The 19,495-nt window shown below is 62.6% G+C and carries 20 protein-coding genes; 7 read left to right on the top strand and 13 right to left on the bottom strand.

The features are described 5' to 3' along the window. Positions 1–9 precede the first annotated feature (9 nt). The 9 genes from dapA to argB all read right to left on the bottom strand — a co-directional run bounded on the left by dapA (position 10) and on the right by argB (position 10,426). A complete protein-coding gene (dapA, locus tag DAAHT2_RS11250) occupies positions 10–897 on the bottom strand; it encodes a 4-hydroxy-tetrahydrodipicolinate synthase (RefSeq protein ID WP_013164396.1) in 888 nt (295 codons plus the stop codon). Positions 898–1,079: 182 nt separating this feature from the next. Then, positions 1,080–1,925, bottom strand: coding sequence for a diaminopimelate epimerase (gene dapF / locus DAAHT2_RS11245; RefSeq protein WP_013164395.1), 846 nt, complete (start codon positions 1,923–1,925; stop codon positions 1,080–1,082). A 5-nt stretch (positions 1,926–1,930) separates the two neighbouring features. Continuing rightward, positions 1,931–3,223 (bottom strand): diaminopimelate decarboxylase, encoded by a 1,293-nt coding sequence (lysA, locus tag DAAHT2_RS11240; protein ID WP_013164394.1) that lies wholly within the window; start codon positions 3,221–3,223, stop codon positions 1,931–1,933. 176 nt (positions 3,224–3,399) lie between these two features. Then, positions 3,400–4,437, bottom strand: coding sequence for a fibronectin type III domain-containing protein (locus DAAHT2_RS15250; protein WP_013164393.1), 1,038 nt, complete (start codon positions 4,435–4,437; stop codon positions 3,400–3,402). 1 nt (position 4,438) lies between these two features. Next, positions 4,439–5,830: an argininosuccinate lyase gene (gene argH, locus DAAHT2_RS11230; protein WP_013164392.1), complete on the bottom strand. Its 1,392-nt coding sequence runs from the start codon at positions 5,828–5,830 to the stop codon at positions 4,439–4,441. Positions 5,831–6,081: 251 nt separating this feature from the next. Further along, complete coding sequence (locus DAAHT2_RS11225; protein ID WP_013164391.1) at positions 6,082–7,284, bottom strand: argininosuccinate synthase; 1,203 nt, start codon at positions 7,282–7,284, stop codon at positions 6,082–6,084. Positions 7,285–7,287: 3 nt separating this feature from the next. Continuing rightward, positions 7,288–8,205, bottom strand: a complete 918-nt coding sequence (argF, locus tag DAAHT2_RS11220; protein WP_013164390.1) for an ornithine carbamoyltransferase — start codon at positions 8,203–8,205, stop codon at positions 7,288–7,290. A gap of 152 nt (positions 8,206–8,357) precedes the next feature. Then, complete coding sequence (locus DAAHT2_RS11215) at positions 8,358–9,548, bottom strand: acetylornithine transaminase (protein WP_013164389.1); 1,191 nt, start codon at positions 9,546–9,548, stop codon at positions 8,358–8,360. Continuing rightward, a complete protein-coding gene (gene argB / locus DAAHT2_RS11210; protein WP_013164388.1) occupies positions 9,545–10,426 on the bottom strand; it encodes an acetylglutamate kinase in 882 nt (293 codons plus the stop codon). The genes DAAHT2_RS11215 and argB overlap by 4 nt, the downstream gene beginning before the upstream one ends. 383 nt (positions 10,427–10,809) lie before the next feature. On the opposite strand from argB, the gene lptA reads away from it, so the two are divergent. The 6 genes from lptA to DAAHT2_RS11180 all read left to right on the top strand — a co-directional run bounded on the left by lptA (position 10,810) and on the right by DAAHT2_RS11180 (position 16,175). Further along, positions 10,810–11,448 carry a lipopolysaccharide transport periplasmic protein LptA gene (gene lptA, locus DAAHT2_RS14030; RefSeq protein ID WP_013164387.1) on the top strand — a complete coding sequence of 213 codons (639 nt, stop codon included), beginning with the start codon at positions 10,810–10,812 and terminating at the stop codon, positions 11,446–11,448. Beyond that, entirely contained in the window at positions 11,445–12,188 is a 744-nt protein-coding gene (gene lptB / locus DAAHT2_RS11200; RefSeq protein WP_013164386.1) for an LPS export ABC transporter ATP-binding protein, read from the top strand. The genes lptA and lptB overlap by 4 nt, the downstream gene beginning before the upstream one ends. Before the next feature lie 22 nt (positions 12,189–12,210). Then, positions 12,211–13,707 (top strand): RNA polymerase factor sigma-54, encoded by a 1,497-nt coding sequence (gene rpoN, locus DAAHT2_RS11195; protein WP_013164385.1) that lies wholly within the window; start codon positions 12,211–12,213, stop codon positions 13,705–13,707. 103 nt (positions 13,708–13,810) lie between these two features. After that, complete coding sequence (locus DAAHT2_RS11190) at positions 13,811–14,278, top strand: PTS sugar transporter subunit IIA (RefSeq protein ID WP_013164384.1); 468 nt, start codon at positions 13,811–13,813, stop codon at positions 14,276–14,278. Further along, the gene (locus DAAHT2_RS11185; RefSeq protein WP_013164383.1) at positions 14,265–14,714 is read left to right on the top strand and encodes a RapZ C-terminal domain-containing protein; all 450 of its coding nucleotides are present in this window, start codon (positions 14,265–14,267) and stop codon (positions 14,712–14,714) included. Before DAAHT2_RS11190 ends, DAAHT2_RS11185 begins: the two co-directional genes overlap by 14 nt. A gap of 33 nt (positions 14,715–14,747) precedes the next feature. Beyond that, positions 14,748–16,175, top strand: a complete 1,428-nt coding sequence (locus tag DAAHT2_RS11180) for an FAD-binding oxidoreductase (RefSeq protein WP_013164382.1) — start codon at positions 14,748–14,750, stop codon at positions 16,173–16,175. Positions 16,176–16,195: 20 nt separating this feature from the next. On the opposite strand, the gene pyrF is transcribed toward DAAHT2_RS11180, so the two are convergent. The 4 genes from pyrF to DAAHT2_RS14725 form a co-directional block, all read right to left on the bottom strand. Beyond that, a complete protein-coding gene (pyrF, locus tag DAAHT2_RS11175; RefSeq protein ID WP_013164381.1) occupies positions 16,196–16,912 on the bottom strand; it encodes an orotidine-5'-phosphate decarboxylase in 717 nt (238 codons plus the stop codon). Positions 16,913–16,951: 39 nt separating this feature from the next. Next, the gene (locus DAAHT2_RS11170; RefSeq protein ID WP_013164380.1) at positions 16,952–17,242 is read right to left on the bottom strand and encodes a HigA family addiction module antitoxin; all 291 of its coding nucleotides are present in this window, start codon (positions 17,240–17,242) and stop codon (positions 16,952–16,954) included. 15 nt (positions 17,243–17,257) lie between these two features. Then, entirely contained in the window at positions 17,258–17,539 is a 282-nt protein-coding gene (locus DAAHT2_RS11165; RefSeq protein ID WP_013164379.1) for a type II toxin-antitoxin system RelE/ParE family toxin, read from the bottom strand. Between the two features lie 98 nt (positions 17,540–17,637). After that, complete coding sequence (locus tag DAAHT2_RS14725; protein WP_157861473.1) at positions 17,638–17,892, bottom strand: hypothetical protein; 255 nt, start codon at positions 17,890–17,892, stop codon at positions 17,638–17,640. A gap of 162 nt (positions 17,893–18,054) precedes the next feature. Here DAAHT2_RS14725 and DAAHT2_RS11160 point away from each other — a divergent pair, with 162 nt between their 5' ends. Beyond that, complete coding sequence (locus DAAHT2_RS11160) at positions 18,055–19,359, top strand: porin (protein ID WP_013164378.1); 1,305 nt, start codon at positions 18,055–18,057, stop codon at positions 19,357–19,359. Positions 19,360–19,495 lie beyond the last annotated feature (136 nt).

Raw genomic sequence — 19,495 nt, 5'->3', positions numbered from 1 at the left:
GATCGCCCCCTAAACTAAACCGCACTGTTGTAAGACCTGTTGCAGTTTGGCCACGGTGTTCTGGTCGGTGGCGTACAGCGGCAGGCGTACGAAGTCGGACTTGATTTTGCCCATCATCTTCAGGGCGGTTTTGGCCGGCACCGGGTTGGTATCGAAAAACATCGCCTGCATCAGGGGAAACAACCGGTAATGCAGCTCCCTGGCCTTGGCGTTGTCGTTGTTCAGGGCGGCCTTGATCATTGCCGCCATTTCCGCCGGGGCCACGTTGGAGCTGACCGAAATCACCCCGGTGCCGCCCACCATGACGGTGGCCATGGAGGTGAAATCGTCGCCGCTCAACACCGCAAAGCCGTTGGGGCAGGCGCGGATCACCTCACTGACCTGCTGCAGGCTGCCGGTGGCCTCCTTGATGCCGACAATGTTGTCGATCTCGGCGCAGCGGGCCACGGTGGCCGGCAGCATGTTAACGGAAGTGCGGCCGGGTACGTTGTACAGGATGATGGGAATATCAACCGCCTCGGCCAGGGCCTTGAAGTGGCGGTACAGCCCTTCCTGGGAAGGCTTGTTGTAATAAGGGGTGATCAGCAGCGCCCCGTCGGCGCCGGCCTCTTTGGCATGCCGGGTCAGCTCAATGGACTCGCTGGTGCTGTTGGAACCGGTACCGGCCAGCACCGGCACCCGACCGGCCACGGTTTTTACGGTCAGCTCCACCACCCGGTGATGCTCCTCGTGGCTCATGGTGGCTGCCTCGCCGGTGGTGCCGCAGGGCACGATGCCGTGGGTGCCGGCGGCGATCTGGAACTCGAGCAGGTCGATCAATCCCTGTTCATCCAGGCTGCCGTCGGGGTTAAACGGGGTGGTAATGGCCACAAAGGCGCCGCGAAATTTATTACTCATGGTGTATCCTCCTGAAAATATCTACTCAAATGTTCGTCAAAAAAAGTTATCCACGGGCCGCACTGAGTTATCTTCTGCGGTAATCGTTCAGCAGTGCCGCAGGTTCGGGTAAGCAGCCAGGCGCGGCGTACACCTGTACGTAAGCCTGGCTGATCGCCCGAAGATGCGGTGCTGCTGAACGATTACCCTCTGCGCAAGGCTTCCTGGTGGAGCTGCCCCTCGTAAATGAAATCCGCCGGGCCTTCCAGCTTGACCCCGGTAAAATCACGGCCTTGCCGGTGGTAATGGATCACCAGTTCGTCCCGGCCCGAGGTGATGACTCGGGTGGGAGCAGCGGTCAGGTCCAGGCAGGAGGCCACCAGGGCGGCGGCCACCGCGCCGGTGCCGCAGGCCAGGGTTTCATCCTCCACCCCCCGCTCGTAGGTTCTGACCCGCAGCAGGTCACTGGTTGCCGTTTCCCGGCCGACGAAGTTGACGTTGGCTCCGGCGGGGGCAAAGCGGGGGTGGAAGCGGAAATGGCGCCCCCACTCCTTGACCGGCACGACATCGATATCGTCCACCAGCAATACTGCGTGCGGCACCCCGGTGTTGACCAGGTGCACGGTTTGCTCGCCCCCGGCCGGGTCATCCAGGCGCAGGTCAAGCTGCAGGTTCTCGGGCGGAGTCATGGTCAGGCCCACGTTGGTGCCGGTAATCTCGGCCTCGATAATCCCGGCCAGGGTGGCAAAATGCATGCGGGCCGGAGCAATCTTCCGTTCATAGGCGAAGCGGGCCGCGCAGCGGGCGCCGTTGCCGCACATCTCGGCCACCGAGCCGTCGGCGTTGAAAAACTGCCAGCGGAAATCGGCCTCTTTACTCTCTTCGATTAAGATCAGGCCGTCGGCGCCCACGGAAAACTTGCGCCGGCACACCGCCCGGGCAAACTTTTGTGCCGCCGCGGTATCGGCAAACAGCGGCCGGCGATGGTCCATCAGGATAAAATCATTGCCGGCGCCGCTCATCTTGGTGAAGGAAATGGGGAATTGCATGGCGGTTACGACCTGTTCAGAAAGGCCGGGATCTCTTCGCCCCGGATCAGATCTTCATAGCTTTCCCGGCGGCGGATAACATGAAATTCGGTGCCGTTGACCAGCACCTCCGCCACCCGGGGGCGGGAGTTGTAGTTGGAGGCCATGGTAAAACCGTAGGCGCCGGCGCTTTTCACCGCCAGCAGCTCTCCGGGCCGGGCGGCGGGCACCTCCTGATCGCGGGCCAGAAAATCGCCGGTTTCGCAGATGGGCCCCACCACGTCGGCGGTCTGGGTAGCGCCATCACCCTGCACCACCGGCACGATGGCGTGATAGGCATCGTACAGGCTGGGCCGGAAGAGATCGTTCATGCCGGCATCCACCACGATGAATTTTTTTTGCCCGTTATGGCTGTTCTCTGGGCTGCTCTTCGGGCCGCTCTTGGTGTAAAGCACCCTGGTCACCATGATCCCGGCGTTGCCCACTATAACCCGGCCAGGTTCCAGGATCAAGGTGCAGTCCAACTCGCCCAGAGCCTGGCGCACGGCAGCCCCGTAAGCGGCCGGTTCGGGCGGCTCTTCCTGATTATACTTGATACCTAAGCCGCCGCCGATATCGAGATATTTAACGGCAATGCCATCGGCGGCCAGCCGGGCGAGGAATTTTTTAAGCTTGTCGATGGTGTCGACAAAGGGCGACACCTTGGTCAGTTGCGAACCGATATGGCAGCTTACCCCAACAATCTCCACCCCGGCCAGCTCACGCGCCCGGCGGTAAACCGCCGGCGCTTCGGCGATGGGAATCCCGAACTTGTTTTTGGCCAGGCCGGTGGAGATGTAGGCGTGGGTCTGGGGGTCCACGTCGGGGTTGACCCGAAAGGAAATCCGGGCCGTGGTCTGCAGTTCGGTGGCACATTGGGCCACCACCTCCAGCTCCTGCTCCGATTCCAGGTTGAACATCAAAATCCCGGCTTCAATGGCCTGGCGAATTTCGGCCCGGGTCTTGCCCACCCCGGAATAAACGATCTTGCCGGGATCAATCCCGGCGGCCAGGGCCCGGTAAAGCTCGCCGCCGGAGACTATGTCGGCCCCACCGCCCAGCCTGGCGAAAAGCCGGAGGATGGCGATATTGGAGCAGGCCTTGACGGCAAAACAGGTCAGGTGGGCCAGATCGGCAAAGGAGTCATCCAGGGCCTTGAAGTGGCGCTCCAGGGTGGCAGTGCTGTAAAGGTAAAAAGGCGTACCCACGGCCTCGGCAATGGCCGGCACCGGCACCTCCTCGGCACCCAACACCCCGTCGCGGTATTGAAAATGATCCATCAAACGACCTCTGCAAAGTGTGTAAAAACGTAACCGTTCAGCAGGAGTACTAACCTGCCGGTCTAACGGGCCGTAACCGTTCAGCAGTGCCGCAGGTTCGGGCAAGCAGCCAGGCGCAGCGTACCCCCTGTACGTAAGCCTGGCTGATCGCCCGAAGATGCGGTGCGGCTGTTCGGTTACGGGCGACGAAAGCGCAGTTCGTTACCCGGCTCACTGCGGTTGCCTTCCACATCCACGGCAACCAGGCGATAATACCAGACATCGGCCTCCGCCGGGGGGTGGCGATCCAAGTGGCTCAGGGCCGGAGCCCGTTGCCGGCCGATTTCCCGGCCCTCATCTTCGCCGGGCAGGCGGCGCAGCACGATAAATTCAGCAATTCTTCGATCATCCGGCATTTCCCAGAGCAGCCGCACCCCTTCCCGCACCGGTACCGCCGCCTCCAGGAGCGGGGCCGTCGGCGGGGTCAGATCCCGAGCCGTCACCGACACCGTGGCCCCAACCGGCCCGGCCACCCGGGTTTCACCCAGCACCGCCATGGCCCGTACCCGGTAATAGTAGGTCCGCCCCCCCACCACCTCCCGGTCGAGATGGTGAAGCTCAGCGGTGGTGGCCAGAGCGGTAAAATCTTTCCCGTCGCGGGAACGGTAAAGCTGGTAGCGCAGCTCGGCCGACACTTCGGCCGGCAGGGCGGGAATTTCCCGCGGCGGCTGCCACCGCAATTCCACCACCCGATCACCGGCCTCGGCGGCCAGGGCTCGGGGCGCCCCCGGCGGGGCCAGCCAGGTGAAATCAACAAGGTTGGACGGCTCACTGGCCAGCAACCAGCCGGCCCGGCTCTTCACCTGATAGCTATAGCGATGGCCGGGCAGCAGGAGGGTTTCGCGGTAAACCAGGCGCTCCCCGGCGGCCAGTTCATTGGCCACGGTAAGCGGGCGGCCAAAGGGGGGCGGCTCGTCTTCCCGGTACTCCTCCTGCGGCACCACCGCCCGGTAGAGCTTAAATTTTTTCACCCGGTAAGGCAGGCGCTCCCCCTGTACGGTGCGGCGCGGCACGGTCCAGGAAAGCTCGATCCCGCGCTGATCCAATACAACGTCCAGGTCGGCAATGGGGGCCGGCAAAATTTCTGCCGGCGGCAAAGGGTCGGTCTTCTTCCCGCAACCTGCCGCCAGCAACAGCAGCGGCAACCACAACACCCAAAAGACCGGGTATCGCACTCTAGATCTCGCTTTCGGCCTGGGCCAGGGCCTCATCCACCCGCGCCCCGCCGGTGCCGCCCAGGGAGTTACGGCTGTTCACCGAGCCCTCCACCGAGAGCACGGCAAAGACATCCTCTTCGATGCACTCGGCAAAACGCTTCAACTCGACCAGGCTCAGCTCGGCCACATCGCGACCCTGCTCCAGGGCGTAGGCCACGGCGCGGCCGACGATGGCGTGGGCCTGGCGGAATGGCACCTGCTTGCGTACCAGGTAATCGGCCAGGTCGGTGGCGGTCATGCAGCCCCGGCGCAGGGCCGCCGCCAGTTTTTCTTCCCGGAAGTTGAGCCCGGCCATCAATTCGGCAGCCAGGGCCAGGGAGGCGGAAACGGTGTCCACGGTGTCGAAGATCGGCTCCTTGTCCTCCTGGAGGTCGCGGTTATAGGCCAGCGGCAACCCCTTGAGCAGGGTCAGCAGGGCCATCAGGTGGCCCACCACCCGGCCGGACTTGCCGCGGATCAACTCCGGCACGTCGGGGTTTTTCTTCTGGGGCATGATGGAACTGCCGGTGCAGAAGGCATCGGGCAACTCGACGAAGGCAAACTCCTCGCTGGTCCAGAGCACCAACTCTTCGGCCAGCCGGCTCAAGTGGACCTGGATCAGGGCGGCGGCGGAAGCAAATTCGATGACGAAATCGCGATCGGCCACGGTATCCAGGCTGTTGGCCGAGACCTGGGGGAAATCGAGCAACTCGGCGACATACTCGCGGTCGATGGGCAGGCCGGTACCGGCCAGGGCCGCCGCCCCCAGGGGCAGGACGTTGATCCGCCGCCGGCAGTCGGCCAGGCGCTGGCGGTCGCGCTTGAACATCTCAAAGTAAGCCAGCAGATGATGGGCCACCAGCACCGGCTGGGCCCGTTGCAAATGGGTGTAACCGGGCATCACCGTTTGCCGCCAGCGGCGGGCCTGGGTTACCAGGGAACGCTGCAGCTCGGCCAGCAGGCCGTCCAGGCGGTCGCACTCCTCCCGCAGATAGAGGCGGAAATCCAGGTTCACCTGATCGTTGCGGCTGCGGGCGGTATGCAGCTTTTCCCCGGCGGGGCCGATCCTTTCCGCCAGGGCTTTTTCGATATTCATGTGAATATCTTCCAGCTCCGGCCGGAATACAAACTCGCCCCGCTCGATCTCGCCTTCAATTTCATCAAGGCCGCCCAGGATCAACCGGCACTCCTCGTCGCTGATCAACCCCTGGCGGGCCAACATCCGGGCATGGGCCCGGCTGCCGGCGATGTCGTGGCGGTAGAGCCGGCAATCGAAATGGACCGAGCAGGTAAAGGCCTCCACCGAGGCGGCGGTTTTCTCCGCAAAACGCCCCCCCCACATCTTCATGTCGCCGGTTTGCTGCTGCTTCAATGTATATGATCCTCAAAAGGGTGATGATTAGTTCAACGTTTCTCCAGCAGGGCATTCACCAGACCCAGTCAAAGTCGCGCCTGGACGGGGGCCGCGATTACCGGTAGCGGCGGGTTTGCGGGCGGCCGGACGCATGGACGCGTAGGAGGCCGCCCGCACCTCGGAGGCGGGCAGGATGCCCGCCGAGAATGAGCCGCTACCGGTAATCGCGGCCCCCACCCCGTTGCCACAACCAAAAGATGCGGTGCTGCTCAGCGTTTACCCAGGGCCTGCATGGTTAAGCGTAGCCCCTGCAGGCGGATGAAGCCTTCGGCGTCGGCCTGGCGGTAGACCTCGTCCTCTTCAAAGGTGGCAAAACTCTCCTGGTAGAGCGAATTTTCCGATTTGCGGCCCACCGGGATACAGTTGCCCTTGTACAACTTCAGCCGCACCACCCCGTTGACCGTGCTCTGGGCGTAATCGACGGTGTTTTGCAGCATCTTCATTTCCGGCGAGAACCAGAAGCCGTTGTAGATCAACTCGGAATAGCGCGGCACCAGCGAGTCGCGGATCTTCATGACCTCGCGGTCCAGGGTGATGGTCTCCAGGTCGCGGTGGGCGGCCCGCAGGATGGTGCCCCCCGGGGTTTCATAAACCCCCCGGGACTTCATGCCGACAAAACGGTTTTCCACCATGTCCAGCCGCCCCACGCCGTTGGCGCCGCCCAACTGATTGAGCCGGGCCAGCATCGCCGCCGGGCCGAGGCGCTCGCCGTCAATGGCCACCGGGTTGCCCTGCTCGAAGGTAAGTTCCAGGTAGGTGGGCTTGTCCGGCGCCTTTTCCGGGGCCACCGAGAGTTTGAACATGGCCTCTTCCGGCTCGTTCCAGGGGTCTTCCAGGATGCCGCCTTCAAAACTGATATGCAGCAGGTTTTCATCGGAGCTGTAGGGCTTCTCCTTGGTCACCGGCACCGGAATGCCGTGTTTTTCGGCATAGGCCATGAGCTTGGTGCGGGAGTTGAGGTCCCAGACCCGCCAGGGAGCGATGATGGTCAGTTTGGGGTTCAAGGCCAGGTAGGAGAGTTCGAAGCGCACCTGGTCGTTGCCCTTGCCGGTGGCGCCGTGGCTGACGGCGTCGGCCCCGCAGGCCTCGGCAATTCGCACCTGTTCCTTGGCGATCACCGGCCGGGCCAGGGAGGTGCCCAGCAGGTAGGAGCCTTCGTAAATGGCGTTGGCCCGGAAGGCGGGGAAGACGTAATCGCGGACGAATTCTTCCTTGAGATCGGAGATTATCACCTCGTCGGCACCGGTGGCCAGGCCCTTCTGCCGTACCGCCTCCCAGTCTTCCTCCTGGCCGATATCGGCGGCGTAGGCCACCACCGGGCAGTTGCAGGTTTCCTTGAGCCAACGCAGAATAACCGAGGTGTCCAGGCCGCCGGAATAGGCCAGCACGATCTTGTTCACTTTGGGGATCATCTTTTATTTCCTTGCAATGAAATCGGCCAGGATGGCCGCGTGGATATGCATCTTGTTTTCCGCCTGGTCCCAGACCACCGACTGCGGCCCTTCCAGCACCGCCTCGGTGATCTCTTCATCCCGGTGGGCCGGCAGGCAGTGCAGCACCACGGCCCGGCCATCGGCCTGGGCCAGCAGGCGCTCGTTGATCTGGTAGGGGCGGAAAACCTGGAGCCGCTGGAGCTGCTCATCCTCCTGGCCCATGCTGGCCCAGACGTCGGTGTTGATCACATCGGCCTCGGCCACCGCCTCGATGGGGTCGCGGACCAGGTTGATGGGCCGCTCGGCCTCGGCCCGGGCGGCCTTGAGGATGTCGAGATCGGGTTCATAGCCCTCGGGGCAGGCCAGGGTCAGGGCGAAGCCCAGGCGGGCGGCGGCCTGGATCCAGGAGTTGGCCATGTTGTTGCCGTCTCCCACCCAGGCGATTTTCAGTTGCTTAAGCTCGCCTTTATGCTCGATCACCGTCATCAGGTCGCTGAGCACCTGACAGGGATGATGCAGGTCGGTAAGGGCGTTGATCACCGGCACTTCGGAATAACGGGCCAGCTCATCGACGATCTGCTGGCCGAAGGTACGCACCACCAGGCCATCGACGTAGCGGGCCATGACCCGGGCCATGTCTTTCAGGGGCTCGTTGCGGGCCAACTGGGTGTCGCGGGAAGAAAGATAAATGACCTGGCCGCCCAGGCCGTACATGGCGGCCTCGAAGGAGACCCGGGTACGGGTGGAGGGTTTTTCAAAAACCAGGGCGATGGTGCGCCCTGCCAGGTCCCGGTGACGAACCCCTTCCCGGCGCTCCTTTTTCAGGACCAGGGCCCGGTCGATCAGGGCGGCCAGCTCGGCGCCGCTGAAATCCGCCAGGCTCAGCAGATGTCGTGCCATGTTTTTTCCGTTATCAGGTTGAATACAAGTTTCTTTTTACCCCGGCCCGGACCCGCCGGAACCCGCTGTTACGGCAGACCTCCCGGCCCGGGAGCGAACATCAACACTTACAAAATATCAACCACCTTTGTAAAGGTCTTTTTCCCGCCCTGTTAAACCACGACTTCAGCCACCAGCTCCACGGCCCGATCGATTTCCGGCCGGCTGACCACCAGCGGCGGAATAAAGCGCAGGGCGGTATTGCCGGCAAAATTCAGCAGCAGGCCCCGCTCGAACAGTTTTTGCACCATGGCCGGGCCCTGCTCGCGAAACTCCTGCTGCAGCACCAGGCCCTGGATCAGGCCCAGGCCGCGCACCTCCTGCAAGCGATCGGGGTAGCGCCGCACCAGTTCATTGAGGCCGGCGGCCAGGTAGGCGCCTTTTTCTCTTACCTCGGCCAGAAAGTCCGGGGACAGCAGGGTGTCGAGCACCGCCAGGGCGGCGGCCGCCGCCAGCGGGTTGCCGCCGAAGGTGGAGGCGTGGCTGCCGGGGGTGAAGGCCGCCGCCACCTCTTCCCCGGCCAGCATGGCCCCCATGGGCAGGCCGTTGGCCAGGCCCTTGGCCAAGGTGATGATGTCCGGGGTCACCCCGAGCTGCTCATGGGCCAGCAGGCTGCCGGTGCGCCCCATGCCCACCTGCACTTCATCGAAGATCAGCAGCAGGCCATGGCGATTACAGAGTTCGCGAATCCCCTGCAAATATTCCGGCGCCAGGGGGCGCACCCCGCCCTCCCCCTGCAATGGCTCGCAAAGCACGGCACAGGTTTGCGGCCCGATCAGCCGCTCCAGCCCCACCAGGTCGCCGAAGGGGGCGTGGATAAAACCGGCGGGCAGGGGCTCGAAACCCTCATGGAACTTGCTCTGACCGGTGGCGGCCACGGTGGCCAGGGTCCGGCCGTGGAAAGAGCCGGTGAGCGAAATTATTTCATACCGGCCCTCGCCGCCGGCCTTGCGGGCCAGCTTGATGGCCGCCTCGTTGGCCTCGGCCCCGGAGTTGCAGAAAAAGACCCGATCGGCAAAAGATTGATCGCAAAGCCTTTCCGCCAGCTCGATTTGCGGCACGGTATGGTAAAGGTTGGAGACATGCACCAGTTTTTCAGCCTGTTCGCGCACGGCTGCGGTCACCGCCGGGTGGCAGTGGCCCAGGTTGCAGACCGCGATCCCGGCCACAAAATCAAGATACTCGCGGCCGTCGGCATCATGCAGGGTGCAGCCGTCGCCCCGTACCATGGTCACCGGCAACCGCCCGTAAGTATTCATCAAAACCCGGTTCCCCCGCTGGTTCCATTGTTCGTTCTCGCTCATTTGACAATCTCCGTTCCCACCCCGCTCTGGGTGAACATTTCCAGCAAAATGGCATGCTCCTTGCGGCCATCGATAATATGGGCCTTGCCCACCCCGCCGGCCACCGCCTCTTTGCAGCAGCGAACCTTGGGGATCATGCCGCCGCCCACCACCCCGTCGGCGATGAATTGTTCCACCTCGCCGGCGGCGATGGAAGAGATCAGGCCGCCATCCTTATCCAGCACCCCGGCCACGTCGGTGAGCAGGATCAACTTGGCGGCCTTGAGTTTGGCCGCCACCGCCCCGGCCACCAGGTCGGCGTTGATATTGTAGGCCCGGCCGTCATCACCCACCCCCACCGGCGCGATCACCGGGATAAAGCCGCGGGCATCCAGGGTTTCCAGCACCCCGGCGTCCACCCCCACCACCCGCCCCACCCGGCCGAGATCAATCAACTCCGGCGGGGCGTTTTCCACCTGCTCTTTCATGATCTGCATCTTTTCCGCCGTGATCAGGTCGCCATCCCGGCCGGAAAGCCCCACCGCCCGGCCGCCGTGGTAGTTGATCAGGCTGACGATCTCTTTATTCACCTTGCCCACCAGCACCATCTCCACCACATCCATGGTTTCGCCGTCGGTAACCCGCATCCCCTGGATATAGCTGGGGGTGATCTGCATTTTGTCGAGGAAGCGGTTGATCTGCGGCCCGCCGCCGTGCACCACCACCGGGTTGATACCGACGTACTTCATCAGGATGATGTCCAGGGCGAAGTTTTTTTTCAGCTCCTCATCCACCATGGCATGGCCGCCGTACTTGATGACCACCGTGGCATTGGCAAACTGCCTCAGGTAAGGCAGGGCTTCGATCAGGGTTTTGGCTTTATCCAGGCTATTGTTCATGTCGCTTCCGGCCCCGCAGGCTTGGCACGTTTTGTGCTATATTAAAAAAATTGTGTTAAGATGGTACCCATGCCGACCGGGACAAAAATCTTCCCGGCCGGCGACGAATGATATAAGGTAATGGTTTTGCCGGGCCGGGCGCAAGCAGAAACCGCGCCGGAGACAGGGCAACATCAAAGTCGCCCTGAGTCTGGACGGAGGCCGCAAAACCCGGTAGCGACGGGTTCGGCGGCGGCCGGGCGCATGGACGCGCAGGAGGCCGCCGCCGCCTCGGAGGCGGGCATGGATGCCCGCCGAGAATGAGTCGCTACCGGGTTTTGCGGCCCCCACCCCGATGCCAACACCAAATGACAACGCTACTGATCGATAACGAAATAAAAAATATGCGACTTTATCTTGTGGTTTGCTGCCTGGGGTTGCTGCTGGGCGCCGGCGTAGCGGTAACTTACGCCGCTGAGGGCGAGCGGGCGGAACCGGTGCGTATCGAGGCGGACCGGATGGAAACCGGCGACGAGCCCAACTCGGTGCTTTTCCGCGGCCAGGTGGTGGCCCGCCAGGGTGATCTGGTGATTCACGCCGACACCATGACCATCTTTCACCTCAGCCAGGAAGAGCAGGACCAGCTGCCGGCCGGGGACCGGCGGCGGCTCAAAAAGCTTTACGCCACCGGCCAGGTCCGGGTGGAGGCCGAGGATTGGATCGGCACCGGCGACACCCTGGAGTACACGGAAGCGGACCGCAAGGTACTGCTGGCCGGCAAGGCCCGCGCCTGGCAGGAAGGCAACCTGATCACCGGCCGCTCGATTACCCTTTACCTCGATGAAGGCCGCAGCGTCGTGGAACGGGGCGAGACCCCCGAAGAACGGGTACGGGCCTTTTTTTACGCCGACGACGACCAGCCCAAGCCCATGGCACCCGACGACGAATCGGCTGATCATACCGCCCCGCCCGCCGAGCAACCGCCAGGCAGCCCGGCAAACGGCGATCAGAACCCGCCGACCGTCGCCCCGGAGGCCCCATGAGCACGCCCGGTGCTTCGAAAATGCGGCTGGCCACCACCGATATCGTTAAGCAGTACAGCAAGAGGCGGGTGGTGGACGGCATCAGCCTGGCGGTGGAAACCGGCAGCGTGGTGGGCCTGCTGGGCCCCAACGGGGCCGGCAAGACCACCACCTTTTACAGTATCGCCGGTTTTGTCCGCCCCGACGCCGGCCGGGTAATGCTGGACGAGCAGGACATCACCGCCTTGGCCATCCATCGCCGGGCCCGCCTGGGTTTGGCCTATCTGCCCCAGGAGTCTTCGGTGTTCAAGAAGCTCAGCGTGGTGGAAAATGTTCGCATCATCCTGGAACCTTTAGGCCTGGGGCGCAAGGAAATCAAGCGGCGCACCGACGCCCTGTTGGATGAACTGAAACTGGGCTACCTGGCCGACAACCCGGCCCATTCGCTGTCCGGCGGCGAACGGCGACGGGTGGAGATCATGCGGGCCCTGGCCATGCAGCCTCGCTTCATCCTGCTGGATGAACCCTTTGCCGGCATCGACCCGCTGTCGGTGGCCGATTTGCAGCAGATCATCAAAGATTTGAAAAACCGGGGCCTGGGGGTGCTGATCTCCGATCACAATGTGCGCGAAACCCTGGCGGTCTGCGACCGGGCCTATATCGTCAATCACGGCCGGATCTTGACCAGCGGCACGGCAGAAGATATTATCCGTTGCCCCGAAGCCCGGCAACTGTACCTGGGCGAACATTTCACCCTATAAACAACAACCGAGAAGAACGACCATGGCCCTGGAACTGCGACAAAGCTTGAAGTTGAGCCAACAACTGGTGATGACTCCCCAGTTGCAGCAGGCCATCAAGCTGTTGCAGCTTTCCCGGCTGGAACTGATGGAAACCGTCCAGCAGGAACTGGAGGTCAACCCGGTGCTGGAAGAGGGCCTGGACCTGTACGAAGATGGCGGCAACCCCGCCGACGACCCACTGCCCGACTCGGCCCTGGCCGGCAACAACGGCCCGGAAGAAGAGCTTGGCCGCAGCGAACCGGAACAGACCGCCGAGATCAGCATGGATTCCTCCTCGGCCCTGGGCGAGATCGACTGGGGCAACTACCTCAACGAATACGCCGGCGACCAGAGCGACGGCGGTTACTCCGGCGCCGCCGGCCGGGATGATGACGCCCCCCCTTCCCGCCTGGAGATCATGAGCGTTCGCCCCTCCCTGCAAAGCCACCTGCAGTGGCAGCTCAACCTGTCCCACATCAGCGACCGGGAGAAAGAGATCGGCGAGTTCATCATCGGCAACCTGGATGAAAACGGCTTCCTTTTGGTCAGTCCTGAAGAAATCTGCAGCCAGACCGACTGCACCCCCGCCGAGGCCGACCACCTGCTGAGCCGGGTCCAGGAGATGGACCCCGCCGGGGTCGGCGCCCAGGACCTGCGCCACTGCCTGCTGCTGCAGCTGGCGCGGCTGGAAGCGGCAGACTCGCTGGCGGCCCGCATTGTGCGTGATCATTTAAGTCTGCTGGAAACCCGTAACTACCCCGGCCTGGCCAAGGCCACCGGCGCCTCCACCGCCGAGGTCAGCGCCGCAGTAGAGGTTATCACCGGCCTCAACCCGCGGCCGGGCAGACTGTACTCCGATGCCGACCCGGTCTATATCGTGCCCGATGTTTATGTTTACAAGCTGGGCGAAGAGTACGTGATCATGCTCAACGACGAGGGGCTGCCCCGGCTGCGGATCAGCAACTACTACCGCGATATCCTCGACAAGGACTCCACCGCCCCGGGGGCGACCAAGGACTACGTCCAGGATAAGCTGCGCTCCGCCATGTGGTTGATCAAATCCATCCAGCAGCGGCAACGGACCATCTACCGGGTGGTGGAAAGCCTGCTTAAATTTCAGCGCGACTTTTTCGAGCATGGCGTCAACAAGCTCAAACCCATGGTGCTGCGCGACGTGGCCGAGGATATCGGCATGCATGAATCCACCATCTCGCGGGTAACCACCAACAAATACGTCCACACCCCCCAGGGCACCTTCGAGCTGAAATACTTCTTCAACTCCACCATCTCCACCGAGGCCGGCGACGGCATGGCCTCGGAGAGCATCAAGCAGCGGCTAAAAAGCATCGTTCAGCACGAAGATCGGAAAAAACCCTTGAGCGACAGCGCCATCGCCGCTGTTTTCAGCCGCGACGGCATCCGCCTGGCCCGCCGCACGGTGGCCAAATACCGGGAGCAGTTGGGGATTCTTCCTTCAAAATTGCGCCGCCGGCCTTAAACGGGCATCCGCACCGCACCTTGCGGCGATCGGCACGGCTGCCCGTTTAAGACTTTTTCTTATATTGGTTATTTTTTGAAACTCGAATAGTTTGTATCGACTTATGAATGCTATTGAACAGATCGTTATTATTACCGAGCTGAAGGCTACCGGCAAAAAAGAGGTGCTGCGCGAGCTGGCGGCGGCGGCCGTCGAACAGCATCCCGGCCTGGAGCTGGAAGGGCTCTGCGCCATCCTGGAAGAACGGGAAGAGCTGGGCTCCACCGGCATCGGCGACGGGGTGGCCATTCCCCACGGCAAGGTGCCGGAGTTGGCAGAGATGGTCATGGTTTTTGGCCGCAGCACCCAAGGCATCCCTTTTGCCGCCCAAGACGGCCGGCCCGTTCACCTCTTCTTCCTGCTGCTGGCCCCGGCGGCCAGCAGCACCCCCTATCTCGGCCGCCTGGCCGAACTGGCCCGCTTCCTCCGGGACCACCAGATCCGGGCCCGGCTCCAGCAGGCCGAAAGCCGCGAAGAGCTGGCTCGGATCCTGCGCGACGAGGGGCAAGAAGGCAACCATGAGCAGGGATAGCCATAAACCAGCCGGCCGGGGCGAACCGGCTGCCACCGGCCAGCCAGCCCGTTTGCCCTTGACCCTGCAAAGTTTCGGCCACAAGCATGGCCCGGCCCCGGCCGCCGACCTGGTATTTGACGCCCGCCCCCTGCCAAACCCATACTGGCAAGAGGAACTGCGCCCCCACCACGGCCTGGAGCCCGAAATTGCCGCCTATGTGCTGGAACACCCGGCCGGTAAGCGCTTTATTGCCCTGCACCTGGAACTGCTGCACTATTACCTGCAACTGGAAACCGCCCGAGCCAACCACCGCGATGCCATCGCCATCGCGGTGGGCTGCACCGGCGGCCGCCACCGCTCCCCGGCGGTCACCGAAGCCCTGGCCGCCGCCTTGAGAGCAACCGAGTTGCCGCTGCAGATCAGCACCCGGCACCGCGATATCGACAAGCAATAATAAAAGTGATCAGTTACGTAAACAGCAACAAAGATGACCGGCCATACCCCTGCCATTGATTCCCGCCTGCTCGCCGCTTTGCAGCGGGTGGTGGGCAAAGAACAGGTTGCCACCGCCGCCGAAGAACGGCTTAGTTATGCCTACGACGGCTCCGGCCGGGAACATTCCCCGGCGGCGGTGGTTTTCCCGGAAAACTGCGCCCAGATTGCCGCTATCCTGCGACTGGCCGGCGAATATCAGGTTCCGGTAATTCCCCGGGGGGCCGGCACCGGCATGTGCGGCGGGGCGGTGGCCACCCGGGGCGGCATCATGCTGGCCTTAAGCCGGATGGACCAAATTCTGGAAATCGATGCCGACAACCAGGTGGCGGTGGTCCAGCCGGGGGTGATCACCGCCGATCTGCAAAGGGCGGTACAGCACCACGGCCTTTATTACCCGCCCGACCCCGCCAGCCGGGCCTTCTGCACCATCGGCGGCAACGTGGCCTGCGGGGCCGGCGGCCCGGCGGCGGTCAAATACGGGGTTACCCGCGACTACGTGCTGGGGCTGAAAGCGGTGCTGGCCAACGGCGACATCATCCACACCGGGGTGCGCACCGCCAAGGGGGTGGTGGGCTACGACCTTACCCGGCTGCTGGTGGGCAGCGAGGGCACCCTGGCGGTGATCGGCGAGATCACCCTGCGCCTGGTGCCGGCCCCGACCACCAGGCAAACCATGCTGCTGCTCTGCCGCGATCTGCAGCAGGCCACCGGCCTGGTCAGCGCCATTTTGCGCCGGCTGACCCCCGCCACCCTGGAATACCTGGACCGCACCGCCTTAAACCTGGTGGCCGACCGCCTGCCCGCCGGACTTATGGAACACGCCCTGAGCCAGATTGGGCAAAGCCCGGCGGCCATGCTGCTGCTGGAGCTGGACGGCAACCCCGAAGAGGTGGCGGGCCAGACCAGGCAGCTCAACGAGTTCCTGCAGGATCAGCCGGGGGTGCTGGTGTATGCGGCGGCGGACCGCGAGGAGGCCGAGCAACTCTGGGCCGCCCGCCGGGCCGTCTCGCCAGCGGCTTTCAAGCTGCGGCCCCACAAGATCAGCGACGATATCGTCGTCCCCCGCAGCCGGATCCCCGAGCTGGTGGCCGCCGCCGAGCAACTGGCCGCCGACACCGGCCTGCCCATCTTCACCTTCGGCCATGCCGGCGACGGCAACATCCACGTCAATATCATGCTGGACCGGGATGATCCCCGGGAGGCCGGGGCGGCAGAAGGGGTCCGCGCCGCCATCCAGCAGCGGACCCTGGCGTTGGGCGGCACCCTTTCCGGCGAACACGGGGTGGGAATCAGCAAGGCGGCGGCCATTACCGCCGAGTTGGATCAGGCTGGTTTGGAGTTGATGAAAAAGCTGAAAAGACTTTTCGACCCGGGCAATATCCTCAACCCGGGCAAAATCTTTCCAGACCAAGACGTTTAGACCTTGACGTTGCCCCTCATTTACAGAGCGGCAGCAATCTCCTGCTGCAAGGCGGCGGCGGCGGCCGGGGGGTCGGCGGCGTCGCGAATGGGACGGCCAACCACCAGGAAGTCGGCGCCGGCGGCAATGGCGGCCCCGGCGGTGGCGGTGCGCTGCTGATCGTCAGAGCCAGCGGCGCCGGCGGGGCGAATACCGGGGGTAACGATCAAAAAATCCTCGCCCCACTGGCGGCGCAGGGCCGCCACCTCCCGGGGCGAGGCCACCACCCCGGCACAACCGGCGGCCAGGGCCTTGCCCGCCCGCTGCAGCACCAACTCCTCGGCACTGCCGGCCCAGCCCGCCGCCCGCAGATCTTCCTCGCCGATGCTGGTAAGCACCGTTACCGCCAACACCTGCAAGTCGCCCTTGGCCGCTTCGGCCGCCGCCTGCAGCATGGCCGATTCCTGGCCGTGGACGGTGGCCAGGCTGACCCCGTGGTCCCGCAAACGGCGCACCGCCCGATAAACGGTTTCGGGGATGTCATGAAACTTAAGGTCCAGCATTACCCCATGCCCCCGGCCGGCAATCTCCTCCACCACCGGCCACCAGCCGGCGGTGAAGAGCTCCAGGCCCACCTTGAAAAACCCCACCTGCTGCTCCAGGCGCCCCACCCACTCCCGGGCCTGCTCCGGCTCCGGCACATCCAGGGCGAAGATCAACCGCCGCTCCGGGACAACTCCCTGCCGTCCACTTACCATTTCCTAGTCACCTTAATTTTATATTGCCTTTTTCCTTGTTTATGCGGCCAGCCGACTGATGGCGTCCAGGGTGTTGCCGGCGGCGTTGATGGCCTCTTCGGTGTCGTAGTCGGCTTGCAGGCCCAGCCAGAAACCGGGAGTGGTTCCCAGCGCCCGGGCCAGCCTGATGGCGCTGTCGGCGGTAACCGAGCGCTTGCCGGCGCAAATCTCGCTGATTCGCATGGGTGATACCCCGATGGCTTTGGCCAGTCGGTACTGACTGATGCCCAAAGGCTTAAGGAACTCTTCGCGCAAAACCTCACCGGGGTGGATGTTGGGAAGTCTTTCCATGGTGTGCTCCTGTCTTCAATGGTAATCGCAAATCTCAACCTGCTCGACCTGGCCGTTGTTCCAGGTAAAGCATATTCGCCATTGGTCGTTGATTCTGATGCTCCACTGGCCGGCCCGGTTACCGGAAAGCTTTTCCAGGCGATTTGCGGGCGGAATTCGCAGATCATCAATTGCCCGAGCGTTGTTAATCATTCTCAACTTCCGCCGAGCAACCGCCTGAATGGAAGTTGGCAGTTTGCGAGAAAAATAGCCCGCCCAAACTTTGGCCGTTTCACTGTCCTTGATAGAGACAATCATAAACCCAACCTTATCGTCGAAAGATATTATTGTCAAGCGATACAACCATTTGGTCAGATGCCGACGGCATCTGCATTCTCACTAATTGAAACTTTCAACTACAAACCGCAAGGGTGCCCGGCATGATACCCAGAACCGTCAACACCAGCAGAATATTTCTCGGGTATGCCGATTATTTTCTTGATTTTCGCTTTCTTTTTCTCTAGCATGGCGAACAATTGCCCAGCCGGCGGCGCTTTACGCCGGACACCAGCAGCTAATCCCCGGTCGGCCGGGGCAAGCCGGGGGTGAAAAAAATTTGAACCGCCGATAAAAAAAATTATACTTTTGCCCTGTTTTTGCTTGACAGGCACCGGTCGCTTCTATTAAGAGATTCAGGAGCTTTCAGCTTACCCCCGCCGCAAGGCACGATTGGCAGGGGCAAAAACGGATTAACAAGCAAAAGATGTAGGGGCGGACGCTGCAACGGCGGCCGCCGGGTACCCAACCACACAAGGAGTAAAGGAGAGCACACTATGAAAGAGCAGAAAGGTTCCACCATGAAGCGGCGCTATGCCCGTCTCCCCCTGGCCCTGGCCCTCGGCGCCATGGTCCTGACCCCGGCGGTGATCGGTGTAGGCGCTTCCTCAGCTGAAGCATCCGTCGACACCAGAGGCGAAACCGGCATCACCCTGAGCGGTGATGCCCGCCTGCGTGGTTTCTGGCGCGAAGATGCTGACTTCGCCGACGCCGATAACACCAACGCCCAACTCCAACACCGGATGCGGCTCAACCTGGACGCCCGGGCCGCCGGCGGCACCTCCTTGCACAGCCGTTTTCATCTGGCCGGCGATGCCGGCAACAACCCCAACCACTACACTTGGGGTGCCGTTGATATTGGTGATAATCGGAACTTTGCAGTTGATTACCTTTACGTCCGGGTACCGGTGGGCCCCGGCACCGTTATTGCCGGTCGCCAGATCTTCAACTACGGGCACGCCTTCCGGGTCTGGGAAGGCCGTGGGGACCGACTGACTTACAGCCAGCGGATTAACGATGAGGTTACCCTCTTTGGTTATTACCAGAAAATGCAGGAGGCTCAGACCCGTGTTGCCACAGTTCCTGCCAATGCTACTGACACTCTCGCTGAAATTATCGCCGATGACGAAGACCGCAACCTTTACGGGCTGGGCATGGGCTACAGCGCCGGCCCCCTCACCGCCAACGTTCAGCTTCGTCATCACGATCAGGAGTGGAGCGGCGGCGACGACGGCACCGAGCTGGTCGGTTTTGGTACCTATCGTCTTGACGACCTGACCCTGGAAACCGAGTTCCACTTCACCACCGGTGATCTTTTCGAAAACGCCGAGGATGACAACCAGCACAAGATTTACTTGGGTGCCGCTTATCAACTGGGTGACACCACCTTCACCGGCGGCTTTGCCTATGCCATGGCCGGCTCCACCGCCAGCCCCTTCTTCAACAAAATCTCCATGTTCCACGAGACCGGTGGCGGCCACGGCCTTGGCCACACCCAATTCGGTGCCGCTCCAGTTCCTGTTGAAGACGCAATGGCGATTGGCGTGGGTGCATCTCATAAGCTGAGCCCTGAGCTGACCTTGGGCGGTCGTTTGGCATACACCGCCTACGATTTTTACAATGACAACCCGGCCACCGGCTCCGATGACGCGTCAGTTTTCTCCGTTGACGCCAGCCTGGCTTACAAAATCAACGCCAGCACCACCTACCACATTGACGCCATCTACGCCAATCCCGATGACGTCACCGCTGATGACGACGCCTACTACGGCCTCAGCCACCGCCTGGAAATTCGTTTCTAGTCGTAATACGGCAAACAGGCCTGAGGGTCACCGATTCAGTTGAATCGTAGACCTGCAAAAACCCCCGATCGGATCTTCCGGTCGGGGGTTTTTGCTTGGGGTCGGGCCATTTGAAAAATGGCGAATTTTACTTGAC

Source organism: Desulfurivibrio alkaliphilus AHT 2, from assembly GCF_000092205.1.
GTDB classification, from domain to species: domain Bacteria; phylum Desulfobacterota; class Desulfobulbia; order Desulfobulbales; family Desulfurivibrionaceae; genus Desulfurivibrio; species Desulfurivibrio alkaliphilus.
The sequence above is the reverse complement of the archived record's forward strand: the minus strand, read 5'-3'. Positions and strand labels throughout refer to the sequence as shown.